At 67.4% G+C, this 23,486-nt stretch carries 21 protein-coding genes and 1 pseudogene; 21 read left to right on the top strand and 1 reads right to left on the bottom strand.

Annotated features, from left to right (window positions below; all coding sequences use genetic code 11):
* Positions 1-2: 2 nt before the first annotated feature.
* Positions 3-776: a type I methionyl aminopeptidase gene (gene map / locus BIZ42_RS15465; protein ID WP_026069972.1), complete on the bottom strand. Its 774-nt coding sequence runs from the start codon at positions 774-776 to the stop codon at positions 3-5.
* 273 nt (positions 777-1,049) lie between these two features.
* Between map and BIZ42_RS15460 the strand changes: the two genes are divergently transcribed.
* From BIZ42_RS15460 to BIZ42_RS15360, 21 genes and pseudogenes are all read left to right on the top strand, one after another.
* Positions 1,050-1,574, top strand: a complete 525-nt coding sequence (locus tag BIZ42_RS15460; RefSeq protein WP_026069973.1) for a spore coat U domain-containing protein — start codon at positions 1,050-1,052, stop codon at positions 1,572-1,574.
* Positions 1,575-1,582: 8 nt separating this feature from the next.
* Positions 1,583-2,329 (top strand): molecular chaperone, encoded by a 747-nt coding sequence (locus BIZ42_RS15455; RefSeq protein ID WP_070426945.1) that lies wholly within the window; start codon positions 1,583-1,585, stop codon positions 2,327-2,329.
* A 13-nt stretch (positions 2,330-2,342) separates the two neighbouring features.
* Positions 2,343-4,691: a fimbria/pilus outer membrane usher protein gene (locus tag BIZ42_RS15450; protein WP_070426944.1), complete on the top strand. Its 2,349-nt coding sequence runs from the start codon at positions 2,343-2,345 to the stop codon at positions 4,689-4,691.
* Positions 4,688-5,737, top strand: a complete 1,050-nt coding sequence (locus tag BIZ42_RS15445; protein ID WP_070426943.1) for a spore coat U domain-containing protein — start codon at positions 4,688-4,690, stop codon at positions 5,735-5,737. The genes BIZ42_RS15450 and BIZ42_RS15445 overlap by 4 nt, the downstream gene beginning before the upstream one ends.
* Positions 5,738-5,812: 75 nt before the next feature.
* Complete coding sequence (locus BIZ42_RS15440; protein ID WP_070426942.1) at positions 5,813-6,091, top strand: hypothetical protein; 279 nt, start codon at positions 5,813-5,815, stop codon at positions 6,089-6,091.
* Complete coding sequence (locus BIZ42_RS15435) at positions 6,091-6,801, top strand: fimbria/pilus periplasmic chaperone (RefSeq protein ID WP_070426941.1); 711 nt, start codon at positions 6,091-6,093, stop codon at positions 6,799-6,801. Before BIZ42_RS15440 ends, BIZ42_RS15435 begins: the two co-directional genes overlap by 1 nt.
* A 214-nt stretch (positions 6,802-7,015) precedes the next feature.
* Entirely contained in the window at positions 7,016-7,840 is an 825-nt protein-coding gene (gene rpsB, locus BIZ42_RS15430; protein WP_019184395.1) for a 30S ribosomal protein S2, read from the top strand.
* Positions 7,841-7,966: 126 nt separating this feature from the next.
* A complete protein-coding gene (gene tsf, locus BIZ42_RS15425) occupies positions 7,967-8,845 on the top strand; it encodes a translation elongation factor Ts (protein ID WP_070426940.1) in 879 nt (292 codons plus the stop codon).
* 192 nt (positions 8,846-9,037) lie between these two features.
* Positions 9,038-10,537: a GGDEF domain-containing protein gene (locus tag BIZ42_RS15420; RefSeq protein ID WP_070426939.1), complete on the top strand. Its 1,500-nt coding sequence runs from the start codon at positions 9,038-9,040 to the stop codon at positions 10,535-10,537.
* 133 nt (positions 10,538-10,670) lie between these two features.
* Entirely contained in the window at positions 10,671-11,399 is a 729-nt protein-coding gene (gene pyrH / locus BIZ42_RS15415; protein ID WP_019184398.1) for a UMP kinase, read from the top strand.
* A 99-nt stretch (positions 11,400-11,498) separates the two neighbouring features.
* Entirely contained in the window at positions 11,499-12,056 is a 558-nt protein-coding gene (frr, locus tag BIZ42_RS15410; RefSeq protein ID WP_019184399.1) for a ribosome recycling factor, read from the top strand.
* A gap of 41 nt (positions 12,057-12,097) precedes the next feature.
* Positions 12,098-12,832, top strand: coding sequence for a polyprenyl diphosphate synthase (gene uppS / locus BIZ42_RS15405; protein ID WP_087947514.1), 735 nt, complete (start codon positions 12,098-12,100; stop codon positions 12,830-12,832).
* A complete protein-coding gene (locus tag BIZ42_RS15400) occupies positions 12,829-13,653 on the top strand; it encodes a phosphatidate cytidylyltransferase (protein ID WP_070426938.1) in 825 nt (274 codons plus the stop codon). The genes uppS and BIZ42_RS15400 overlap by 4 nt, the downstream gene beginning before the upstream one ends.
* A 2-nt stretch (positions 13,654-13,655) precedes the next feature.
* Positions 13,656-14,846: a 1-deoxy-D-xylulose-5-phosphate reductoisomerase gene (locus BIZ42_RS15395; RefSeq protein WP_070426937.1), complete on the top strand. Its 1,191-nt coding sequence runs from the start codon at positions 13,656-13,658 to the stop codon at positions 14,844-14,846.
* 34 nt (positions 14,847-14,880) lie between these two features.
* Positions 14,881-16,239: an RIP metalloprotease RseP gene (gene rseP, locus BIZ42_RS15390; protein ID WP_070427564.1), complete on the top strand. Its 1,359-nt coding sequence runs from the start codon at positions 14,881-14,883 to the stop codon at positions 16,237-16,239.
* Between the two features lie 73 nt (positions 16,240-16,312).
* A complete protein-coding gene (gene bamA / locus BIZ42_RS15385) occupies positions 16,313-18,679 on the top strand; it encodes an outer membrane protein assembly factor BamA (protein ID WP_070426936.1) in 2,367 nt (788 codons plus the stop codon).
* A 512-nt stretch (positions 18,680-19,191) separates the two neighbouring features.
* Positions 19,192-20,214 carry a UDP-3-O-(3-hydroxymyristoyl)glucosamine N-acyltransferase gene (gene lpxD / locus BIZ42_RS15380; protein ID WP_046272048.1) on the top strand — a complete coding sequence of 341 codons (1,023 nt, stop codon included), beginning with the start codon at positions 19,192-19,194 and terminating at the stop codon, positions 20,212-20,214.
* Positions 20,211-20,666 (top strand): 3-hydroxyacyl-ACP dehydratase FabZ, encoded by a 456-nt coding sequence (gene fabZ, locus BIZ42_RS15375; protein WP_019184406.1) that lies wholly within the window; start codon positions 20,211-20,213, stop codon positions 20,664-20,666. The genes lpxD and fabZ overlap by 4 nt, the downstream gene beginning before the upstream one ends.
* Positions 20,667-20,685: 19 nt before the next feature.
* Positions 20,686-21,477, top strand: coding sequence for an acyl-ACP--UDP-N-acetylglucosamine O-acyltransferase (lpxA, locus tag BIZ42_RS15370; RefSeq protein WP_046272049.1), 792 nt, complete (start codon positions 20,686-20,688; stop codon positions 21,475-21,477).
* Positions 21,474-22,754, top strand: a complete 1,281-nt coding sequence (gene lpxB / locus BIZ42_RS15365) for a lipid-A-disaccharide synthase (RefSeq protein WP_070426935.1) — start codon at positions 21,474-21,476, stop codon at positions 22,752-22,754. Before lpxA ends, lpxB begins: the two co-directional genes overlap by 4 nt.
* Positions 22,751-23,412, top strand: a pseudogene (locus tag BIZ42_RS15360) (ribonuclease HII). Before lpxB ends, BIZ42_RS15360 begins: the two are co-directional and overlap by 4 nt.
* Positions 23,413-23,486 lie beyond the last annotated feature (74 nt).

Genomic DNA, 23,486 nt, shown 5'->3' with positions numbered 1-23,486 from the left:
GCTCAGACCTGCGATTCGCCGGGCGAGAGGGTCAGCACGTCGACGCCGGTCTCGGTGACCGCGACCATGTGCTCCCACTGCGCCGACAACTTGCGGTCCTTGGTGACCACGGTCCAGCCGTCGGGCAGCACCTTGTTGTAGCGGGTGCCCTCGTTGATCATCGGCTCGATGGTGAAGGTCATGCCCGGCTGCAGCACCAGGCCCTGGCCCGGACGACCGTAATGCACCACCTGCGGCTCGTCGTGGTAGACCTTGCCGATACCATGGCCGCAGTACTCGCGCACCACGCTGAAACGCTCGGATTCGGCATAGCTCTGGATCGCGTGGCCGATATCGCCCAGCGTCGCGCCCGGCTTGACCGCGCGGATGCCGCGCCACATGGCTTCGTAGGTCGCATCGACCAGGCGCTTGGCCATGACCGACGGCGTGCCCACGTAGTACATGCGGCTGGTATCGCCGTGCCAGCCATCCTTGATCACGGTGACATCGATGTTGACGATGTCGCCGTCCTTGAGGACCTTGGCTTCACTGGGAATGCCGTGGCAGATCACGTTGTTGACCGACGTGCAGACCGTCTTGGGGAAGCCGCGGTAGCCGACATTGGCCGGCGTGGCTTTCTGCACGTTGATGATGTGGTCGTGGCAGATGCGGTCCAGCTCTTCGGTCGTCACGCCCGGCTTGACGTGGGGGGTGACGATGTCGAGCACCTCGCTGGCCAGACGGCCGGCGATGCGCATCAGTTCGATTTCCTCGGGGGTTTTCAGATTCACGCTCATGGCGCCCATTATCGCCGATCCGGGGCCAATCTGAACGGGATGGGGTAGAACGCTGACAGCCGCGGTTTGGGCGGCCGGGCCGGTCAGGTCCATGAATGACTGCGATGCACGTCCCAGAACGCGGGATTGTGCCGAAAACGGCCATTGAATCTGTCAAATCTCACGGTCTCCCAACAAGACGAAACCTATAACCGGGTCAACACCGTTCCATCGCCCCACCCGTTCGGCAGCATCGTGTTGTTCAGCAAGGACCCGCGTCCAAGGAGCATGCCCATGCGATTTCTCCGTCCTGCCCTGTTGAGCCTGGCCATTGCCAGCCTCGCTGCGCCCGCCCTGGCGGCCGATACCACGACCTTCAACGTCAAGATCATCATCACCAAGGCCTGCACGATCACCGCAGCGGCCGCCACCGATGTGGATTTCGGCTCGGCCCTCTCCACGGCCACCACCCCGTCCAACGCCCAGGGCACGATCACCGCCCAGTGCTCGGCATTGACCCCGTACACCGTCGCCCTCAATGCCGGTGCGAACGCGGGAACCGCCAATGACGTGACCACCCGCCGGATGAAGAACACCGATGCGAGCGTGACGGCGAACAATTTCGTCGGCTACCAGCTCTATCGCGATGCCGCCCATACCAATGTGTGGGGCGCGACCACCGGCACCAATACGACGGCCGGCATCGGCACTGGCCTGGCGCAGACATTGAATGTCTACGGCCAGATCGCCAACCCCAGCGTCAACAACGCCGCTGCGGGTAACTATCAGGACACGATCACCGCCACCATCACCTATTGAGGTCCGCCATGCCGATTTCCGCAGGGCGTCGCCCTGGGCGGTTCGGGTGCGCGGTGCTGGGCTGGCTGTGGCTGCTGATGGGGAGCGCCACCGCCGCAAGCCTGCAGGTCGCCCCCACCTCATTGCAGCTGACGCCACGGCAGAACGCCGATGCGCTCTGGCTGACCAACAGCGGTACGACGCCGGTGCAGGTGCAGGTGCGGGTCTTCGAGTGGCGCCAGGACACCGGCCAGGACCAGCTCCTGCCCACCACCGACCTGCTGGTGAGTCCGCCGATGCAGTCGTTGGCGGCCGGCCAGCAGCAGCTGATCCGCGTGGTGCGCAGCGACGCTGAGGCACCCTCATCGCAGCGCGCTTACCGGGTGATCGTCGATGAACTGCCCACGGTGGATCCGCGTCGCAGCGGGATGCAGTTCGTGTTGCGCTATTCGATGCCGGTGTTTGTCCAGCCCGGTGCGGAGGGCCCGCTCGGACACGCGCTGCAGGTACGCCTGACACGCCTGGATGACGGGCGCCCGGCCCTGGAGGTGCACAACAGCGGCAACAGTTACGCGCAGCTGGCCGACATCGGCCTCGGGCCCGTCGACCGACCGCAGATCATCCATCCCGGCCTGCTCGGTTACGTACTCGGTGGACAGACCATGCGCTGGCCACTGGATGTCCCGGCCGTCCGCCTGGCGGGCGCCACAGTCTCGGCAAAGATCAATGGCGAGTCGGCCCAGACGCCACTGCCCGCCGCGCCGCCGGCTCGCTGAGGCCTGCCTGCGGATGCTGCTTACCGCGACGCTGGCCCCGTGCGCCGCGATGGCAGCGGACGCCGACGCGGGCATCGACGCATCGGCCGACACCCTGTTGCCGCCGCCGACGCCGTTGACGGCCGCACAGACGCTGTACCTGGATGTGACCCTCAACCAGGCACCGCGTGGCCTGCTGCCGTTCACCGAGCTGCAGGGCAGGCTGATGGCCTCGGGCGCGACGCTGCGCCAGCTCGGGTTTTCCGCACGGGGCGAGGAGCAGGTCGCGCTGGACCAGCTCAGCGGGGTTGCCGTGCGCTACGACGCAGCGCTGCAGACGCTGGCGCTGGACGTCCCGCTGGAACAGCTGTCGTTGCCTACCACGCGGCTGGAGCGTGCAGCCGATACCGCGCCGCCTGCAGCGTCCTCGCTTGGCATGCTGGTCAACTACGACCTTTACGGCAGCCACAACGAGGGCGGCGGCAACCTGGCCCTGACTACCGAACTGCGCCTGTTCGGGGTGGGCCACGGCGTACTGGAAACCAGTGCATTGCAGCGCACCTGGCAGGATCCGGCCGATCGTCGGTGGCGGGGCGAAAGCGTGCGGCTGGATACGGCGTGGCGCCTGGACTTCCCGGACGCGGCCGTGTCGCTGACGGTGGGCGATTTCTACAGCGGCTTCGTCGACTGGAGCCGGCCGGTGCGCATGGGCGGTGTGCAGATCGGCCGCAACTATGGCCTCCAGCCCTATCGTGTGCTGAGCCCCACCCCCACGTTCCTGGGGGAAGCGGTGGTTCCGTCCAACGTGGAGCTGTATGTGGATGGCCTGCGCCAGTACAACGGCGAGGTCCCGGTCGGGCCGTTCCAACTGGCCGCCCAGCCGGGCATCAACGGAACCGGCAATGCCCAGGTCGTGATCACCGATGCGTTCGGCCGGATGCAGACCCTGGACTTCGCCTTCTATGGCACGCAGCAACTGCTCGCCAAGGGCCTGTCCGACTGGTCGGCCGGCGTGGGCAGGATGCGGAAGGACTACGGCATCCGTTCGTTCGCCTATGAAACGCCCGTGATCGGCAGCGCCACCTGGCGCTACGGCGCCAGCGATCGCTTCACGGCCGAAGCGCACGTGGAAGGGGGCGGCGGCGTGGTCAATGGCGGCGCTGGCGGCTGGTGGCTGCTGGGCGGCGCCGGCGTGGTCAACGCCGCCTACGCACGCAGCCGCCATGACGCTTTCCAGGGAGGGCAATACGCGCTGGGCTACAGCTGGAACAACCGCCGGTTCAACGTCAACCTGCTGACCCGGCGAACCCACGGCCACTACCGCGACCTGGGCGCGCTGCAGGACACCCTGCCCCCGGACATCAGCGAGCAGGCCACCCTGGGCATCAACCTGCAACGCGCCGGCTCGCTCAGCGCCAGCTACCTCCGGCTGCGTTACCCCGACGGCGACGACAACCGCTACGCCAGCGTGTTCTGGTCGCGCAGCTTCGGCGATCGCTGGTCGGCCTATCTCTCGTTCAACCAGAACCTGGCCGACAGCGATGACCGCAGTGCCTATCTGTCGGTCTCCGCTGCGCTGGGACGCAACCGCCAGAGCAGCCTGTCGGCACAACGCAACGGCGAACGGATGACCTATGTCGCCGATCTGTCCCAGCCCGTGCCCGGCGATGGCAGCCAGGGCGGCTACGGGTGGCGGGTGCAGGCGCGCGGCGGCGACGATGGCGGCGGTGGCCTGGCCGAACTCGGCTGGCTCAACCGGGTCGGGCGCTACTCGATGGGCTACGCGCGCCAGGGCGATCTTGACTACGGCTACGCCAGCGCCAGTGGCAGCGTGGTGTGGATGGGCGGACATGTATTCGCCGCGCGCGAGGTGCCCGACGCCTTCGCCGTGGTCTCCACCGACGGCTACCCGGGCATCCCGGTGCGGCTGGAAAACCGGCTGATCGGCAGTACCGACAGGAACGGCCTGCTGCTGGTGACCCCGCTGCTGTCGTGGCAGCGCAACCGGATCTCCATCGATACGCTGGACCTGCCGGCGGACATGCGCGCCGACCGGGTGGACACCTGGGTGACGCCGCGACAGAGCGCCGGGCTGGGCGTCGACTTCGGCCTGCGCCGCACCCGGGCCATGCGCGTGATCCTGCACGATGACGCCGGGGCCCCGCTGCCGGTCGGCAGCAGCGTGCGCCTGCCCGCTGGCGGCACTGCCTCGGTGGGCTACGACGGGGAGACCTATCTGGAAGATGTCGTGCTGCCGGCCCAGTTGCAGGTCGAGTTGCCCGAAGGGCACTGCAGCGTACGCCTGGACCCGCCCGTCACCGCCACCTCCCCCGGCGTACCCCGCGTCGGGCCGCTGCGCTGCGTGCCGACCTCCCCACCATGACCGGCGCGCGTACGCTCATGATCGTGCTGATGCTGATGGCCCTGTGCTGGGCACCCCGGGCACGCGCGGATACGACCTGCACGGCCACGGCGCCAGGCGCATTGGCGTTCGGCACCATCACCAATGGCGCGGCCAGCGCGACCGATGCCATGACCAGCTTCACCATCACCTGCAACACCACCGCGCTGAGCGTGCTGGGCAGCGCCAGCGTGCGCGCCTGCCTGAAGATCGGCACCGGCAGCACCGGCAGCACGCTGCTGCCGAGCCGCAGCATGAGCAACACCACCGCCGATCCGATGGCATTCCAGCTCTATACCAACGGTGGCCGCACCACGGTGTGGGGCGCGGTGCCGGGCGGTTCGCCGCCGGCAGCCATCGTGACCCTCAGTTACGGGGTGCCATTGATCACCGGCGGCAGCGGCGCCCAATCGGTCACGCTCTACGGGCAGGTGCCCGCCGCGCAGGTGCTGTCGGCCGGCGCCTTTGCCAGCAGCTTCACCGCCGCCAACGTCAGCCTGGAGTACGCCTACAACGAGAGCATCATCGGCATCGCCCAGCCGCCGGCGCTGTGCACCAGCACCAGCGGGGTCAGCGGCCACAAAACAGCCGATGGCGCCTTCCCGTTCACGGTCAGCGCCAACGTCCTGCCCCAGTGCAGTACCTACGTCACGACCGACATGGATTTCGGCAGCAACGCGGGGGCGATCACCGCCAACCTTGACCGCACCTCGACGATCGGCCTGACCTGCATCAACCGCACCGCCTACAGCGTCGGCCTGAACAACGGGCAGAACGCATCGGGCAACGTGCGCCGCATGCGCTTCACTGCACTGGACGGCAGCGTCTACTACATCCCCTACGAGCTGTACCGGAACGCTGGGCGCTCCCAGCGCTGGGGCAACACGCTCAACACCGACACCCTGGCCGGCACCGGCACTGGCGCCGCGCAGACCCTCACCGTGTATGGGCGTGCCCCGCCGAGCGTCGGCGCGGTGCCCGCCCAGGGCAGCTACAGCGACGTCATCACGGTCACGATCACCTACTGAACAGCGCCGGCCAGGCCCTCAAGCCGTGGCCGTCGCGGCCGCTAACGCTCGCATCCCTCCGCAGTGCGATGCACGATGCCCGCGCGCCCCCCTTCCTTCGTCCTCGCCTGGCTGCTGGCCGTGTACGCCGCCGTGCCGGCCGCCGCGCGGCCCGGCGCAGGCAGCGCGGCCACGCTGCAGGTGGCGGTAAGGATCGTTGCCGATTGCCGCAGCCCCGGGGCGGAGGCGCTGCCCACCTGCCGGCCCGCGCGCCAGCGAGGCGACGCGCTGCATCCGGTGCCCGCGCAGGTGGCCGCATTGAGTCCGGCCATCGCGGATACCGGTCGCACCGCGCCTGTCACCGTGACCTACTGATGCAATGGCTGCCGGTTGCCCTGCTGATCGCCGTGACCGCCCTGCCCGCGCAGGCACTGGAAATCCGTCCGGTCCGTGTCTCGGTGCCGGCCGATGCGGCACAGGCCGAACTGTGGCTGGGCAACCCCGGAAGCACCGCCTGGCGCGGCCAGGCCCGGCTGTACCGATGGGAGCAGGCGGGCGACCAGGAACGCCTGCTCCCCGCCGACGACGTGGCCGTGAGCCCGACCCATCTGGCCATCGCCCCGGGCGGCGGCCAGCGCGTGCGCGTGGTCCGGCTGGGGACGGCGCCGGCGGCCGTTGAACAGGGATACCGGCTGGTGCTCAGCCCCGGGCCGGAGGCCGCCGCCGGCGCCGCGCGCTATTCCCTGCCGGTGTTCCTCGAACCCAGCATCCCTGCCACCGGCTCGCGCCTGCGCGTGGCGGCGGCCGGCAGCCCCGCCGCGCCGGTGTTGCGCCTCTATAATGAAGGCGCGGCCCATGCCCACCTTGCCGATCTGGTGTATGTGGATGCGCGCGGCCGACGCCAGCCCCTGATCGATGGACTGGCCGGGTACGTCCTGCCGCACAGTACCCGCAGCTGGGCCCTGCCGGCCCGCCCTGACGGCTATGCCAACGGCCGTTTCCTTGCCCGCCTGGACCATGCCGCCGAAGCAATCCTGGCCGCCCCGCCCGCCGAGATTGCGGCGCGGGCCGGGGCCGGGCTATAATCGACCGGATCTCCTGCCTCATCGAAGCAGGGAACACGTCAACACCGGACGTCACCGGTGAATCCACACCTGCCGCCCATATCCGTGCCGGGGTGCTCCGCAAGGAGTTCGGTCACGGAAGCGACAGGGAAGCCAAACCCCGGAACCACCCGCCTTGCGGCGGACCGCCCAACTATTACCCGTGGCGGCCGGTTCCCTATCAGGAGTTACTGCAATGCCCCAGGTCACCATGCGTCAGATGCTGGAAGCCGGCGTCCATTTCGGCCACCAGACCCGTTACTGGAACCCCAAGATGGGCCAGTACATCTTCGGCGCCCGCGGCAAGATCCACATCATCAACCTGGAAAAGACCGTTCCGCTCTTCAATGACGCGATGAACTTCATTTCCAGCGTTGCGCAGAAGCGCGGCACCATCCTGTTCCTGGGCACCAAGCGCAGCGCCCGCGAGTCGATCCGTGAAGAAGCCGAGCGTTGCGGCATGCCGTTCATGAACCAGCGTTGGCTGGGCGGCACCCTGACCAACTTCCGTACCGTGAAGCAGTCGGTTGCCCGCCTGAAGGAACTGGAAGCCGGTGAGACCGACGGCAGCTTCGACAAGCTGGTCAAGCACGAAGTGCTGGGCCTGCGTCGCGAGCGCGACAAGCTGGAAGCCTCGCTGGGCGGCATCAAGGACATGAACCGTCTGCCGGACGCGATCTTCGTCATCGATATCGGCCACGAAGACATCGCCATCAAGGAAGCCAAGAAGCTCGGCATCCCGGTGATCGCTGTGGTCGATACCAACTACAACCCGGAACTGGTCGACTACGCGATCCCGGGCAACGACGACGCCATCCGTGCCGTGCAGCTGTACGCCCGCGCCGCTGCCGACGCCGTGCTGGAAGGCAAGGCTGCTGCGCCGCACGCCGCCACCGTGCGTGAAGAAGAGTTCAGCGAAGCCGCTGCTGGCGAAGAAGCCAAGCCGGCCCGCCGCGCTCCGGCCAAGAAGGCTGCTGCTCCGGCCGCCGACGCGCCGGCTGCTGGCGAAGCCCAGGCCTGATCCAGGCCCGCGGTGGGCGCAGCGCGCCCACCGCTCCTGTCCGCTGCCGATGGCGCGACGACAGGACACTGTCATACGGGCCGGCCACCATGCCGGCCCAACCCCTTTCTTTCGTGAGGAAATCCCGTGGAAATCACTGCTTCCCTGGTCAAGGAACTGCGCGAGCGCACTGGCGCCGGCATGATGGAGTGCAAGAAGGCACTCGTCGAAAACGGCGGCGACATCGACGCCTCGGCCGAATGGCTGCGCAAGTCCGGCCTGGCCAAGGCCGACAAGAAGGCTGACCGCGTGGCTGCCGAAGGCATCATCGTGGCGGCCCAGGACGGCGGCAAGGCCGTGCTGGTCGAAGTCAACTCGGAAACCGACTTCGTCGCCAAGGACAGCAACTTCCTGGACTTCACCAAGGCTGTTGCTGCCACCGCACTGAGCTCGGGCGCTGCCGACATCGACACCCTGAAGGCCGCCAAGCTGCCGTCCGGCGAGACGATCGAAGAAGCCCGCGCCGCCGTCATCGCCAAGGTTGGCGAGAAGGTCGACGTGCGTCGCATCGTGCGCCTGGAATCGACCAACAACGTCGCTGCCTACGTGCACGGCGGCCGCATCGGCGTGCTGGTCGAGCTGGCCGGTGGCAACGAAGAGCTGGCCCGTGGCCTGGCCATGCACGTGGCTGCCATGAACCCGCCGCACAACAAGGCCGCCGATGTGCCGACCGAGTTCGTTGCCAAGGAAAAGGAAATCGAACTGGCCAAGATGTCCGACAAGGACAAGTCCAAGCCGGCCGATATCCTGGAAAAGATCATCAGCGGCAAGATCGCCAAGATCGTCAACGAAGTGACCCTGTACGGCCAGCCGTACGTGCTGGACACCAACCAGTCGGTCGAGCAGGTCCTCAAGGCCGCCGGTGCCGACGTGGTCGGCTTCCAGCGTCTGGCGGTCGGCGAAGGCATCGAGAAGGTGGTGGAAGACTACGCCGCCGAAGTGATGAAGCAGGCCGGCCTGGCCTGATCTTCACTGCTCGAATGTGTTACGAAAGAAGCCGCGGACTCCGCGGCTTCTTTTTTTTGTCCACTGGCTTTGCTTTGTGTGCCGGATCAGGGCAATACTCCCAAACCGATCTGCCGCGTCAACGCAAGAAATCAAGGACGAAACTGTGATGCACCTCAGGTATTCTTGCCCCAACATACTGACAACCCCGCCATGCCTCCCGAGCTGACAGCCGCCCTGGCGCTCTGCCGCAACCTGCCCTCCCCGCCCGGTATTGCCCTGCGCATCATCGAACTGGCGCAGGATCCGGAAGCGGACATCACCACCGCCGCCGACATCATCGCCATCGACATGGCGTTGAGTGCCCGCATGCTGCGCATCGCCAATTCGCCGCTGTATGCCAGCCGCCGCCGGATCGAGAATCTCGGCCAGGCGCTGACGATGCTCGGCCTGAATGCCACGGTCAGCCTGGCCCTCGGCTTCACCGTGACCCAGAACCTGACCGCCGCCGGTGACGGCCAGGACCTGCGCGAGCGCGCGTGGCGCCGCAGCATCCTCAGCGCCCTGGCCGCCAGCCTGCTGGGGCAGGCGCGCGGCCTGCGCAAAGCCGAAGAGCTGATGCTGGCCGGCCTGCTGCAGGATATCGGCGTGCTGGCCCTGGCCCAGGCGCAACCGGACACCTACCTGCCGCTGCTGCGCCAGGCCACCGACAACGACGCGCTGGTCGCCCTAGAGCGCGAACACCTGCAGTGCAGCCACGCCGACGTCGGCGCGTGGGTCGCCGAGGAATGGGGCCTGCCGCGCTACCTGGTGGACAGCATCGCGCACAGCGAATCGCCCGCCACCGGCGATGACAATTTCCAGAACTGCGTCGCCCTGTCCGGCGCGGTGGCCGATATCTGGCTCGGCACCGATGCCGATGCCGCGCGCGAGCACGCCCTGCAGCAGGTACATGACACGCTCGGCCTGGACAGCGCCCAGTTCGACCAGGTTCTGGGCCGCATCGGTGAATCGCTGCCGGACATCAGCACCCTGTTCGAGACCCCGCTGTTCTCGCCCTCGCGCGTGCAGCAGCTGATCGACCATGCCCAGGAGCTGGCCACCCTGCGCAACCTGCGCGAGATGCAGGATGCCGCCCTGGCCCGCAAGCGGGCGGATGAATTCGAAGCGCGCGCCAACCGGCTGGCCGAGCAGGCGCACCGTGACGCCCTCACCGGCGTGCTCAACCGCCGCCAGCTGGAAGCCGTGCTCGAGCAGGAATTCCTGCGCGCCACCCGGCATGGCTGGCCGCTTTCGGTCGCCTTCATCGACCTGGACGACTTCAAGAAGATCAACGACGCCCATGGCCACCTGATGGGTGACCAGGTGCTGCGCATGTTCGCCACCAAGCTGCAGGAGCAGCTGCGCAACAGCGACACGGTGGCCCGCTTCGGCGGCGAGGAATTCATCGCGCTGCTGCCCAACACCACCGAGCCGGTCGCCCTGGAAGTGGTGCGCCGGGTCTTGGCCAGCATCGTCAACACGCCGATGGCCGAAGTCGCCAGCGGCCCGCTGTTCGTGACCTTCTCGGCAGGCGTGGCGACCCAGGGGGGCTATGAGCGTTTCGCCGATGTCCAGGATCTGCTCAAGGCCGCCGACGACGTGCTGTACCGCTCCAAGAACCTGGGCCGCAACCGGGTCATCGCGCGCTCGCCCAGCACCGCACCGGCCTGAGCGTTACCCCCGCGCGGGGCCGTCATCACGGCCCCCACAGCGCCCCCATGCGCCGCACCGCAGCAAATTTATGCTGCCCGATGGCCCGGCTTCCAGTAGAATCCGGGCGTTTTCCACGCACCCAGAGATCGCCATGTCAAAGCTCGCCTATCGCCGCATCCTGTTGAAAGTTTCCGGGGAGGCGCTGATGGGAGACGAGGACTACGGCATCGACCCCAAGGTGATCCACCGCCTCGCCCGTGAGGTGATGGAAGCCCAGGCGGCCGGCGCCGAAGTGGCCCTGGTGATCGGCGGCGGCAACATCTTCCGCGGCGCCGGCCTGGCCGCAGGCGGCATGGACCGGGTCACCGGCGACCAGATGGGCATGCTCGCCACCGTGATCAACGCGCTGGCCATGCAGGACGCCCTGGAAAAGCTGGGCGCCAAGGCCCGCGTGATGAGCGCGATCAAGATCAACGACGTCTGCGAGGATTACATCCGCCGCCGTGCCATCCGCCACCTGGAAAAGGGCCGCCTGGTGATCTTCGCCGCCGGCGTCGGCAGCCCGTTCTTCACCACTGATTCCGGCGCCGCCCTGCGCGCGATCGAGATCGGCGCGGACCTGCTGCTGAAGGCCACCAAGGTCGACGGCGTGTACGACAAGGACCCGAACAAGTACAGCGACGCGGTCCGTTTCGACAGCCTGACCTACGACGAAGTGATCCGCCGGGGCCTGGAAGTGATGGATACCGCCGCCTTCGCGCTGGCCCGCGACAGCGACCTGCCGCTGCGCGTGTTCGACATGGGCCAGCCGGGCGAGCTGCTCAAGATCCTGCACGGCGACAACATCGGTACCCTGGTCCAGGGCCGCGACAACGCCTGAGCCTGAGCGGCGCCCCACGCCGGGCGCCCTGAACGGCCCGGAAAGGGTCGGTATTCGCCTATAATCGCCCGATTCCCAGTTACATCCAGGATTCGGGCGATGCTCAACGAAATCAAGCAGGACGCGCAGACGCGCATGGCAAAGAGCATCGATGCTCTGAAGCACACCCTCACCTCCATCCGCACCGGCCGTGCTTCCCCGGCCCTGCTGGACCGCATCACCGTCAAGGCCTACGGCACCGACACCCCCCTGAACCAGGTCGCCTCGATCAGCGTTTCCGAGGGCCACTCGCTGGTCATCACGCTGTTCGACAAGGGCATGATCAAGGACGTCGAGAAGGCGATCTACGCCTCCGATCTGGGCCTGACCCCGAACGTGGCCGGCACCGTCATCCGCCTGAACCTGCCGCCGCCGACCGAAGAGCGCCGCAAGGAGCTGGGCAAGCAGGTCCAGAAGGAAGGCGAAGGCGCCAAGATCGCCATCCGCAACATCCGCCAGGACGCCAACAAGGCGATCGCCAACCTGCTCAAGGACAAGGCGATCAGCGAAGACGACAAGAAGCGCGGCGAAGATGACATCCAGAAGCTGACCGACAAGTCCATCAAGGACGTCGACAGTGTGGTCGCCGAGAAAGAAAAGGAACTGATGGCGGTCTGAGCCCCATGTCCCAGGCCCCGACCAGCGGCACTGCCGCGCCCATGCCGCGCCACGTCGCCATCATCATGGATGGCAACGGGCGTTGGGCACAGAAGCGTCGTCGCCCGCGCGTGATCGGCCATCGTGCCGGCGCGCGCGCGGTCAACCGCACCATCGATTTCTGCCTCGACAACGGCATCGCCGCATTGACCCTGTTCGCCTTCTCCAGTGAAAACTGGGGCCGGCCGACCGATGAGGTCGATGCGTTGATGAAGCTGTTCCTCAATGCGCTCGACCGCGAAGTGGACGAGCTGCATCGCCGTGGCGTGCGCGTGCGTTTCATCGGCGAGCGCGAGCGCTTCGGCGCCGGGCTGGTCAGCCGCATGCAGCTGGCCGAACAACGCACCGCCGACAACCGTGCGATGACCCTGAGCATCGCCGCCAGCTATGGTGGCCGCCAGGACATCGCCCGCGCCGCTCGCGAACTGGCCGCCGAGGTCGCGGCTGGCCGCCTGCTGCCCGAGCAGATCGACGAAGCGATGCTCAGCAGCCGCGTGGCCCTGGCAGACCTGCCGCCGCCGGACCTGTTCATCCGCACCGGTGGCGACACCCGCATCAGCAATTTCCTGCTCTGGCAGCTGGCTTACACCGAACTGTGGTTCACCGACGTACTGTGGCCCGAGTTCGACGCCGCCGTCCTGCAGCAGGCGATCGACGCCTATGCTTCGCGTGAACGCCGTTTCGGCCTGACCAGCGCCCAGATCGCCGCCTTGGCCACCGAGACCTCTTCCCCATGACCAAGACCCGAGTCATCGCCGCGCTGATCATGGCGCCGGTCGCCATCCTCGCCATCCTGATGCTGCCGACCCAGTGGCTGGCCGCTGCCGCTGCCGCGGTGTTCCTGATCGGCCTGTGGGAATGGCTGAAGCTGGCCGACGTGGAAGACACCCTGGCCCGCACCATCCTGCTGGTGCTGAACCTGGTGCTGATGGTGCTGATCGTGTGGGCCGATGCCGGCTCGCTGGTGCTGTACCAGATCGCCGCGCTGGTCGGCATCGGGTGGTGGTTGCTGGCCCTGCTGTGGCTGCGCTTCTTCAACTTCGGCGCCAGCCCCAGCAGCCCGGCGCGTGCCCTCAAGCTGCTCGCTGGCACCCTGGCGATCGTGCCCGCCTGGGCATCGCTGGTGCTGATCCATGCCAGTGGCGAGAGCGGCCACCTGTGGCTGCTGACCGCGCTGGCCGTGGTCTGGGCCGCCGATTCGGGCGCCTATTTCGCCGGCCGCACCTTCGGCCGCACCAAGCTCGCCCCGCGGATCAGCCCCAACAAGACCTGGGAAGGTCTCGGCGGCGGCATGGTCGCCGGCCTGATCGTGGCCCTGGGCTTCGGCTGGCTGGCCGGGATCGACAGCGGCCACCTGATCGGCCTGGTCATCACCGCCGTGGTGACCGTGTTCGCCTCGGTGCTGGGCGACCTGTACGAAAGCCTGATCAAGCGCCACGCCGGTGCCAAGGACTCGGGCCACATCATCCCGGGCCATGGCGGCGTGCTCGATCGTATCGACGGCGTCCTCGCCGCCCTGCCGGTGTTCGCACTCGGCAAGGAAATCTTCGGGTTCTAACCATGGCCAGCGCTTCCGCCCCCCGCCAGGTCGCCGTGTTCGGCGCCACCGGTTCGATCGGCGCATCCGCGCTGGACGTGATCGCACGCCATCCGGACCGCTACCAGGTCACCGTGCTCGCCGCTGGCCGCCAGGTCGATGCGCTGGTTGCCCTGTGCGCCGTGCATCGCCCGGCCCATGCCGTGATCGCCGATGAATCGCTGTACGCCGCCCTGCGTGCCGGCCTGCGTGACGCCGGCCTGGCCACCCAGGCCCATGCCGGCGCCGGGGCGCTGGACCAGCTGGCCGCCAGCGATGTCTGCGACACGCTGGTCGCGGCGATCGTCGGCGCGGCCGGACTGTCCTCGACCCTGGCCGCCGCCGCGGCCGGCAAGCGGATCCTGCTGGCCAACAAGGAATCGCTGGTGCTGGCCGGCGAGCTGCTGATGCGCCAGGCCGCTGCCGCCGGGGCCGAGATCATCCCGATCGACAGCGAGCACAGCGCGATCTTCCAGTGCCTGCGTTCGCGCGATGCCAGCCTGGACGGTGCCGGCGTGCGCCGGATCATCCTGACCGCCTCCGGGGGCCCGTTCCGTGGCCGTACCCGCGAACAGCTGGCCCAGGTCACCCCAGCCCAGGCCGTGGCGCACCCGAAGTGGTCGATGGGCCCGAAGATCTCGGTCGATTCGGCGACGTTGATGAACAAAGGGCTGGAAGTCATCGAAGCCCACCACCTGTTCGGCGTGCCGGGCGAGCGTATTGACGTCCTGGTCCACCCGCAGAGCCTGGTGCATTCGCTGGTCGAGTTCGTCGACGGCTCGACCCTGGCCCAGATGGGCCTGCCGGACATGCGCACCACCCTGGCTGTCGGCCTGGGCTGGCCGCAGCGCATTGAATCCGGGGTCGGCGGGCTGGACCTGCTGACCCAGGGCCGGCTGGATTTCGAAGCCCCGGACACCGAGGCATTCCCCTGCCTGAAGCTCGCCTGGCAGGCCATGGCCGCCGGCGGGACCGCCCCGGCGATCCTCAATGCCGCCAACGAAGTCGCGGTTTCAGCGTTTCTTCAGGGGCGGGCAGCTTTCCTTGCCATTCCAGCGCTGGTCGCTAACGCTCTGTCAACACTGTCCAGCGAGTCCGCCGATACACTGGAGGGCCTGCTGACCGCCGATCAGCGCGCCCGCCAGATCACCCAAGCCGCCATCGACCACGCCTGAATGCCCCACACGCCCCCTTACAGTGCTGATCACCATGGGTGATTTCATCGGATCCGTCTGGTGGATGATCGTCAGCCTTGGCCTGCTGGTGACGTTCCACGAGTTCGGTCACTACTGGGTCGCCCGCCGCTGCGGGATCAAGGTGCTGCGCTTTTCTGTCGGTTTCGGCAAGCCGCTGTGGTCGCGCCGCAACCGCGCGGGCACCGAATTCGCGATCGCCGCCATTCCACTGGGTGGCTACGTGAAGATGCTGGACGAGCGCGAGGTCGAAGTACATCCCGCCGAGCGCGGCCAGGCCTTCAACCACAAGACGGTGTGGCAGCGGATCGCGGTGGTCGCCGCCGGTCCGGCCGCCAACCTGATCCTGTGCATCGCCCTGCTGTGGGCGATGTTCGTGATCGGCAAACAGGATTACTCGGCCACCATCGGCCGCACCACCGGCATGGCCCAGACCGCGGGGCTGCAGGCCGGGGACCGTGTGGTCAAGGTCGATGGCCGCAGCGTGGCCACCGCCGGCGAGGCCAGCATGGCGCTGACCACCGCGGCGATGGATCGTCACGATGCCCAGGTCGAGGTCCTCGATGGCCTGGACCAGGTACGCACCCGCACCCTGCCCCTGTCCCAGCTACCGGCCGGCTTCGATGAGCGCCGCGTTCCCCAGTTGACCGGGCTGAGCTGGCAGTTCTGGCTGCAGCCGGCGCTGGTGGACAAGGTCCTGCCCGATGCGGCTGCCCAGGGCGTGCTGCTGCCCGGCGACCTGATCGTGGCCGTGGACGGCCAGCGCATCGAAGGTGCCGACCAGGTCCCGGCGCAGATTGCCGCGCTCGGCCAGCGCGGTGGGCCCGGCATGATCGACGTCCTGCGCGGCGGCGAGCGGCTGGCGCTGGAGATCACCCCCCGCCAGGGCGTGGACGGCCGCGGCCAGCCGACCTGGCAGATCGGGATCGGTTTCCCCGAGACCCATGCCCTGGCATACGACGCTGAGCTCAAGTTCGGGCCGTTTGCGGCAGTGCCGGTCGCCCTGCGTGAAACCGCCCGGATGGCGGGGGATTCGCTGGGAATGATGCGCCGCATCGTCACCGGCAATGCCTCGCTGCAGAACATCTCCGGCCCGGTCACCATTGCCCGGGTCGCCAATGTCTCGGCCAAACGTGGCCTGGACTGGTTCCTGTATTTCCTGGCCCTGCTGTCGCTGAGCCTGTGCATCATCAACCTGTTGCCCATCCCCATCTTGGACGGCGGGCACCTGCTGTATTACCTTATCGAGTTGGTCAAGGGCAGCCCGCTGAGCGAGCGCGCCATGGCTGCCGGGCAGTATGTGGGCCTGGCGCTGCTGGCGGGGCTGATGGGATTGGCGTTCTACAACGACATCCTCGGCCTGGTCCCGCGATGAACTTTTTTCCTTTTGTCGTCGTCTTATGCGCCGGCATCCCGCAATGTTGAAATCGACTCCAACCGGACGTGACATGACGCGACTCCCCAATCGCCGCCTGCTGGCCCTCGCACTCGTTGCCGGTTTCGGCGCGCCCGCCCTGGCGCAGGCAGCCGAGCCCTTCACCGTCAGCGACATCCGCGTGGATGGTCTGCAGCGCATCACCTCCGGTACCGTGTTCACCTACCTGCCGGTGGAACGTGGCGACACCATCACCGACAACAAGGTCGGTGAAACCATCCGTGCGCTGTACAAGACCGGCTTCTTCGAAGACGTCCAGCTCAACCGCCAGGGCGACATCCTCGTGGTCACGGTCAAGGAACGCCCGGCGATCAACAAGTTGACCGTCACCGGCAACAAGGACATCAAGAGCGACCAGCTGCTCAAGGGCCTGAGCGACATCGGCCTGACCGAGGGCGGCACCTTCGACCGCCTCAGCCTGGACCGCGTGACCCAGGAACTGCGCCGCCAGTACAACGACCGTGGCAAGTACAACGTGGACATCACCCCGACGGTGAGCCCGCTGGACCGCAACCGCGTGGACATCGCCATCGCGATCAAGGAAGGCAAGGCCGCCAAGATCCAGCACGTCAATCTGGTCGGCACCGAGAAGTTCCCGGCCAAGGACATCCTGGAAACCTGGGAATCCAAGGAGCACAACTGGGCCTCGTGGTACCGCCGCGATGACCAGTACTCCAAGGAAAAGCTGTCCGGCGACCTGGAAAAGCTCAACGGCTGGTACCTGGACCGCGGCTACGTGGATTTCAGCATCGATTCCACCCAGGTCTCGATCAGCCCGGACAAGCGCGACATGTTCATCACCGCCGGCGTGACCGAGGGTGAGCAGTACAAGATCTCCGAGATCAAGGTCACCGGCGACACCATCCTGCCGCAGGAAGATGTCGAGCGCATGGTGATCCAGAAGTCCGGCGACACGTTCTCGCGTGCGCTGCTGGAATTCAGCTCGGACCAGATCACCAATTCTCTGTCCAACATCGGCTACGCGTTCGCCAAGGTGAACCCGATCCCGACCAGCAACCGTGCCGACCGCACGGTGGCCATCAACATGCAGGTCGTTCCCGGCCCGCGCGTGTCGGTGCGCCGCATCACCTTCAAGGGCAACACCCGCACCTCCGACGAAGTGCTGCGTCGTGAAATGCGCCAGTTCGAGAACAGCTGGTACTCCCAGGCTGCGATCGACCGCTCCAAGATCCGCCTGCAGCGCCTGGGCTATTTCGAATCGGTGGACGTGGAAACGCCGCCGGTCACCGGCAGCAACGACCAGGTCGACGTGGTCTACAACGTCAAGGAAACCACCTCGGGCAGCTTCGTGTTCGGCCTGGGCTATTCGCAGTCCTACGGCATGACCACCTCGGTGCAGCTGTCGCAGAACAACTTCCTCGGCGGCGGCAACCGCGTGTCGGTCGAAGCCTCGCGCAGCAGCTACCTGCAGCGCTACGGCTTCAGCTACACCAACCCGTACTTCACCGATGACGGCGTCTCGCTGGGCTACAACCTGTCCTGGCGCGAACTGGATTACTCCGACTTCAACACCGCGCAGTACAACAGCACCAACGGTGCCGCGCAGGTGGTGTTCGGCGTGCCGATCACCGAGAACGACACCGTCTCGCTGATGGTGGGCATCGACAGCAACCAGATCACCACCTACCAGGGCTCGACCCCGCAGGCGATCATCGATTACATCGACGCCATCGGCCAGCGCACGTTCCATTCCTGGCGCACCGAGCTGGGCTGGGCGCGCGATACCCGCAACGACTACTTCATGCCGACCCGCGGTACCTACCAGCGCGTGGGCCTGGAAACCACGCTGCCGGGCTCGACCGTTGAGTACTACAAGCTGAACTACCAGTTCTCCAAGTACTGGCCGATCATCCCGCAGCTGGTCATCAACACCCGCGCCGAAGTCGGCTACGGCGACAGCTACGGCAATGACACCACCCGCGTGATCACCAACCCGGATGGCAGCACCCGCGTGGTGACCGCCTCGGGCCTGCCGTTCTACGAGAACTTCTACGCCGGTGGTACCAACTCGGTGCGCGGCTTCGAGGACAACACCCTCGGCCCGCGTTCGGAACCGACCCTGAGCTACAACCGCGGCCAGCCGCTGGGTGGCTCGCTGAAGACCGTCGGTTCGGTCGAAGCCTACTTCCCGCGCCTGTTCGACAGCCCCTCGGCCCGCATCTCGGCCTTCGTGGACTTCGGCAACGTCTACAACGGCGTGGACAACTTCAAGGCCAACGAACTGCGCGTTTCCACCGGTGTGGCCCTGCTGTGGCGCGCCCCGGTCGGCCCGATCTCGATCAGCTACGCCTTCCCGCTCAAGAAGGAAGACGGCGACGAGGTGGAGCGTCTGCAATTCACGTTCGGCGGTCAGTTCTGACCGCCTGACGCAAATTGCCCAAGGTTTGCGCAGCAAACCTTGGGGCCCAACGATTCCTCCTATCCCCCGCGCCGTCGGCGCGGCCCCCTTGACAGAAGGGTGCCTCTCCACCAGACGCGGTACGCATTCGCCGGGCTTTGCCCGGCGTTTTCGTTTTGGCGCTGGGAGCGATCATGGCGCCGTGCCGATTGGGGTTCGAACCAATCATGGGTCGGCGCCGCTTTGGGTTGGGATTGATCGTTCGATGCCGCTCTGGGTAGGTGCCGATCGCTCGATGCCGCTCTGGGTAGGTGCCGACCGTTGGTCGGCACGAACGTCCGGGATGAACGAGAGACGGCCAGCGGCCGGCACTACCGTGCCGCGCGCGGGTTGAACCATCGGGGTCCGTGGTGGCTGCCCGCCACGGCGCCGCGCGATCGCCCCGGATGCGCCGGGCCGCAACAAACCGCCCAACACACCCCGGAACCCCCGCCCCGCATGACCGTTTCGGCATCACACGGTAAACTCCCCCGGTGAACACTCCTACCTATACCGCCCAGCAACTCGCCGAGCAGTTTGGCCTGCAGGTCCATGGTGATGGCAGCACTGCCATCCATGGCGTGGCTACGCTCGCCCATGCCGGCCCCGGCCAGCTCACCTTCCTGGCCAACCCGCGCTACCGCGCGCAGCTGGCCGATAGCCAGGCCGCCATCGTCGTGCTGCGTGCCGAGGATGCCGAGGCCGCGCCCGGCGCCGCCCTGGTCGCCAAGGACCCGTACACCACCTTCGCCAAGATCGCCGCGCTGTTCGACATCGCACCGCCGCGCGCGCCGGGCATCCACCCCAGCGCCTGTATCGATCCGGACGCCCAGGTCGCCGCCAGCGCCCACATCGGCCCGTTCGTCACCATCGGTGCCCGCAGCGTGGTCGGTGAGAACTGCATCGTCGGCCCCGGCAGCGTCATCGGCGAAGACTGCACCCTGGAGACCGGCTGCGAACTGATCGCCCGCGTGACCCTGGTCACCCGCGTGAAGCTCGGCAAGCGCGTGCGCATCCATCCCGGCGCCGTGCTCGGTGCCGACGGCTTCGGCCTGGCCATGGATGCCGGCCACTGGATCAAGGTGCCCCAGCTGGGTGGCGTACGCATCGGCGACGACTGCGAGATCGGCGCCAACACCTGCGTCGACCGCGGAGCACTGGAAGACACCGTGCTGGAAAACGACGTGCGCCTGGACAACCTCGTCCAGATCGCCCACAACGTCCAGATCGGCGCCCACTCGGCCATCGCCGGCTGCACCGGCATCGCCGGCAGCGCCAAGATCGGCCGTTACTGCCTGCTGGGCGGCGCCGTCGGCGTCGTCGGTCACCTCGAAATCTGCGACAAGGTCGTCATCACCGGCAAATCGGTGGTGCGCAACTCCATTCATGAGCCGGGCGAGTACTCCTCCGGCACCCCACTGACCGACAACCGCACGTGGCGCAAGAATGCCGCGCGCTTCAAGCAGCTCGATGCGCTCGCCCGGCGCATCCTGTCTGTGAGCAAGGAGAAGGAATGAGCAACAACCAGAATCTGCCGGACATCAACCAGATCCAGCAGTTGATCCCGCACCGCTATCCGTTCCTGCTGGTGGACAAGGTGATCTCGCTCGATTTCGAGAACCGGAAGATCGTCGCCACCAAGAACGTCAGCATCAACGAGCCGTTCTTCCAGGGCCACTTCCCGGGCCAGCCGATCATGCCCGGCGTGCTGATCATCGAAGCCATGGCCCAGGCCGGCGGCGTGCTCACCCAGCTCACCCTGGGCCGCGATGCGCAGTCCAAGCTGTTCTACATGGTCAAGGTGGACAAGGCCCGTTTCAGCAAGCAGGTCGTGCCCGGCGATGTGCTGGAAATGCACGTGGAGATCAAGCGCGTGATCCGCAACATGGCGGTGTACGACTGCGTGGCCAAGGTCGATGGCGAGATCGTCGCCTGCGCCGAAGTGCTGTGCGCCGGCACCCGCGAATGATCCTGGCAGGAGAACTGCAATGAGTGACAACGCCCCTCTCATCCACCCCACCGCGGTCATCGACCCGTCGGCGACGCTGGCTGCGGATGTGCGCGTGGGTGCGTTCTGCCTGATCGGCGCGGACGTGGAGATCGGTGCCGGTACCGAGATCGGTCCGCACTGCTCGATCCATGGCCCGACCCGGATCGGCCGCAACAACCGCTTCATCGGCCATGCCGCGATCGGTGGCGAGCCGCAGGACAAGAAGTACAAAGGCGAGCGCACCGAACTGGTGATCGGCGATGACAACGTCATCCGCGAATTCGTCACCATCAACCGTGGCACCGCCGGTGGCGGCGGCATCACCACGGTCGGCAACGACAACTGGATGCTGGCCTATACGCACGTGGCGCATGACTGCCACGTAGGCAACCACTGCGTGTTCTCCAACAACACCACGCTGGCCGGCCACGTCACCGTGGGCGACTACGTGATCATCAGCGGCTTCGCCGGTGCCCACCAGTTCTGCCGCATCGGCGCCCACGCCTTCCTCGGCATGGGTGCGCTGACCAACGGCGACGTGCCGCCCTTCACCATGGTCGGCAGCGACAGCCTGGGCCGCCCGCGCGGCATCAACAGCGAAGGCCTCAAGCGCCGTGGCTTCGACGCCGAACGCATCGCCAGCATCAAGCGCGCCTACCGCACGCTGTACGTGGCCGGCCTGCCGCTGGCCGAAGCCAAGGTGCAGCTGGCCGAACAGGCCAGCCACAGCGCCGATGTGAAGGACCTGCTGGACTTCATCGAAAGCGCCGAGCGGCCCCTGCTGCGATGACGGGTCCAGGCGGGCACACCCCGGGCATCACGACCGCCGAGATCGTTCCGCTCGCTGCGCTGGCGACCAGCGTCGAACAGACGCTGGCCGTGCGCGCCTCCGACCGCCCGGTGCGGATCGCCCTGGTGGCCGGCGAAGCCTCCGGCGACCTGCTCGGTGCCGGCCTGGTCCGCGAGCTGCGCCTGCGCTTCCCGAACGCCGAGTTCGCCGGCATCGGCGGCGATGCCATGCGCAGCGCCGGCTGCCAGACCTGGTTCGATGCCAGCGAACTGGCGGTGATGGGGCTGACCGAAATCCTGCGCCACCTGCCGCGTCTGCTCAAACTGCGCCGCGAGTTCCGCGCGCGTGCGCTGGAGTGGCAGCCGGACGTGTTCATCGGCATCGACGCACCGGACTTCAACCTCGGCGTCGAGCGCTGGCTGAAGGACCGCGGCATCCGCACCGTTCATTACGTCAGCCCTTCCGTCTGGGCCTGGCGTGAGAAGCGTGCCGAGAAGATCGGGGCCAGCGCCGACCTGGTGCTGTGCCTGTTCCCGATGGAACCGCCGATCTACGCCAAGCACGGCATCGACGCCCGCTTCGTGGGCCACCCGATGGCCGATGACATCCCGCTGCACAATGATCGCGAACAGGCGCGTGCCGAGCTCGGCCTGCCCTCCAATGCCAAGGTGCTGGCGGTCCTGCCGGGCAGCCGCCTGGGCGAGATCGGCAAGCTCGGCGAGCCGTTCTTCGAAGCCGCCTGGCAGGTCTCCGAACGCATTCCGGGCCTGCACGTGGTGGTACCGGCGGCCAACGCCGCCTGCCGCCAGCTGATCAGCGAACAGCTCTCCGCCTCGGCCCTGCCGGTCGCCCATTCGCACCTGCTCGACGGCAACGCGCGCACCGCGATGATCGCCGCCGACGTGGTCGTGCTCGCGTCCGGTACCGCCACCCTGGAGACGATGCTGGTCAAGCGCCCGATGGTGGTCGGCTACCGCGTGGCCGAACTCACCTACCGCATCGTCAAAGCGCTGGGCCTGCTCAAGGTCGACCGCTTCGCCCTGCCCAACATCCTGGCCGGCAAGGACCTTGCCCCGGAACTGATGCAGCACGACTGCACGCCGGACAAACTGGCCGCCGCGATCCTGCAGTGGTTCGACCACCCCCAGCGCGTGATCGACCTGCACGACACCTACGAACGCCTGCACCTGCAACTGCGCCGCGATGCCTCCGCACGCGCCGCCGACGCGGTGACCGACCTGCTTGAACGCGGTCCCAACGGCGGTCGCGCCGCATGAGCCGTCGCCACGCCGCTGCCGCCTCGCTGGCCCTGTTCGACGGCGCCGCCCTTGCCACCGTGGCCCCGCGCTACGTGGCCGGCGTGGATGAAGCCGGCCGCGGCCCCCTGGCCGGCCCGGTCGCCGTCGCCGCCGTCGTGTTCTGCCCCGACCGCCCACGCCTGAACGGCCTGGACGACTCCAAGCAGCTCACCGCTGCCCGCCGCGACCAGCTCTACGACAAGATCTTGGACCGCGCCCTGGCCTGGCACGTGGTGATGGTGGACGTCAGCGAAATCGACACGCTCAACATCTACCAGGCCACGATGCTCGGCATGCGCCGCGCCGTCGAAGGCGTCGCCCACGTCGCCCAGTTCGCCCGCATCGACGGCAACGTCGTCCCCAAGGGCCTGCCCTGCCCGGCCCAGGCCTTGATCGGCGGCGATGCCCTGGACCGCGCCATCATGGCCGCCTCGATCCTGGCCAAAGTCAGCCGCGACCGCTTCATGCAGCGCTTGCACGACGCCCATCCCGAATACGGCTTCGACCAGCACAAGGGCTACGGCACCCCCGCCCACCTCGCCGCCCTGCGCAACCACGGCCCCTGCCCCAGCACCGGCGCAGCTTCGCCCCCGTGCGCGCGTGCCTGGAACCTGCGCTCAGCAGCCTCCCCGCCTGAGCGCTGCCATGGCCGGACGGCACCCGGCACCACAGCGCTGGACATACGGAGGTTGCCCGCCACTGTGCATCGGC

It is taken from the genome of Stenotrophomonas sp. LM091, from assembly GCF_001806305.1.
GTDB lineage: Bacteria > Pseudomonadota > Gammaproteobacteria > Xanthomonadales > Xanthomonadaceae > Stenotrophomonas > Stenotrophomonas bentonitica_A.
The sequence above is the reverse complement of the archived record's forward strand: the minus strand, read 5'-3'. Positions and strand labels throughout refer to the sequence as shown.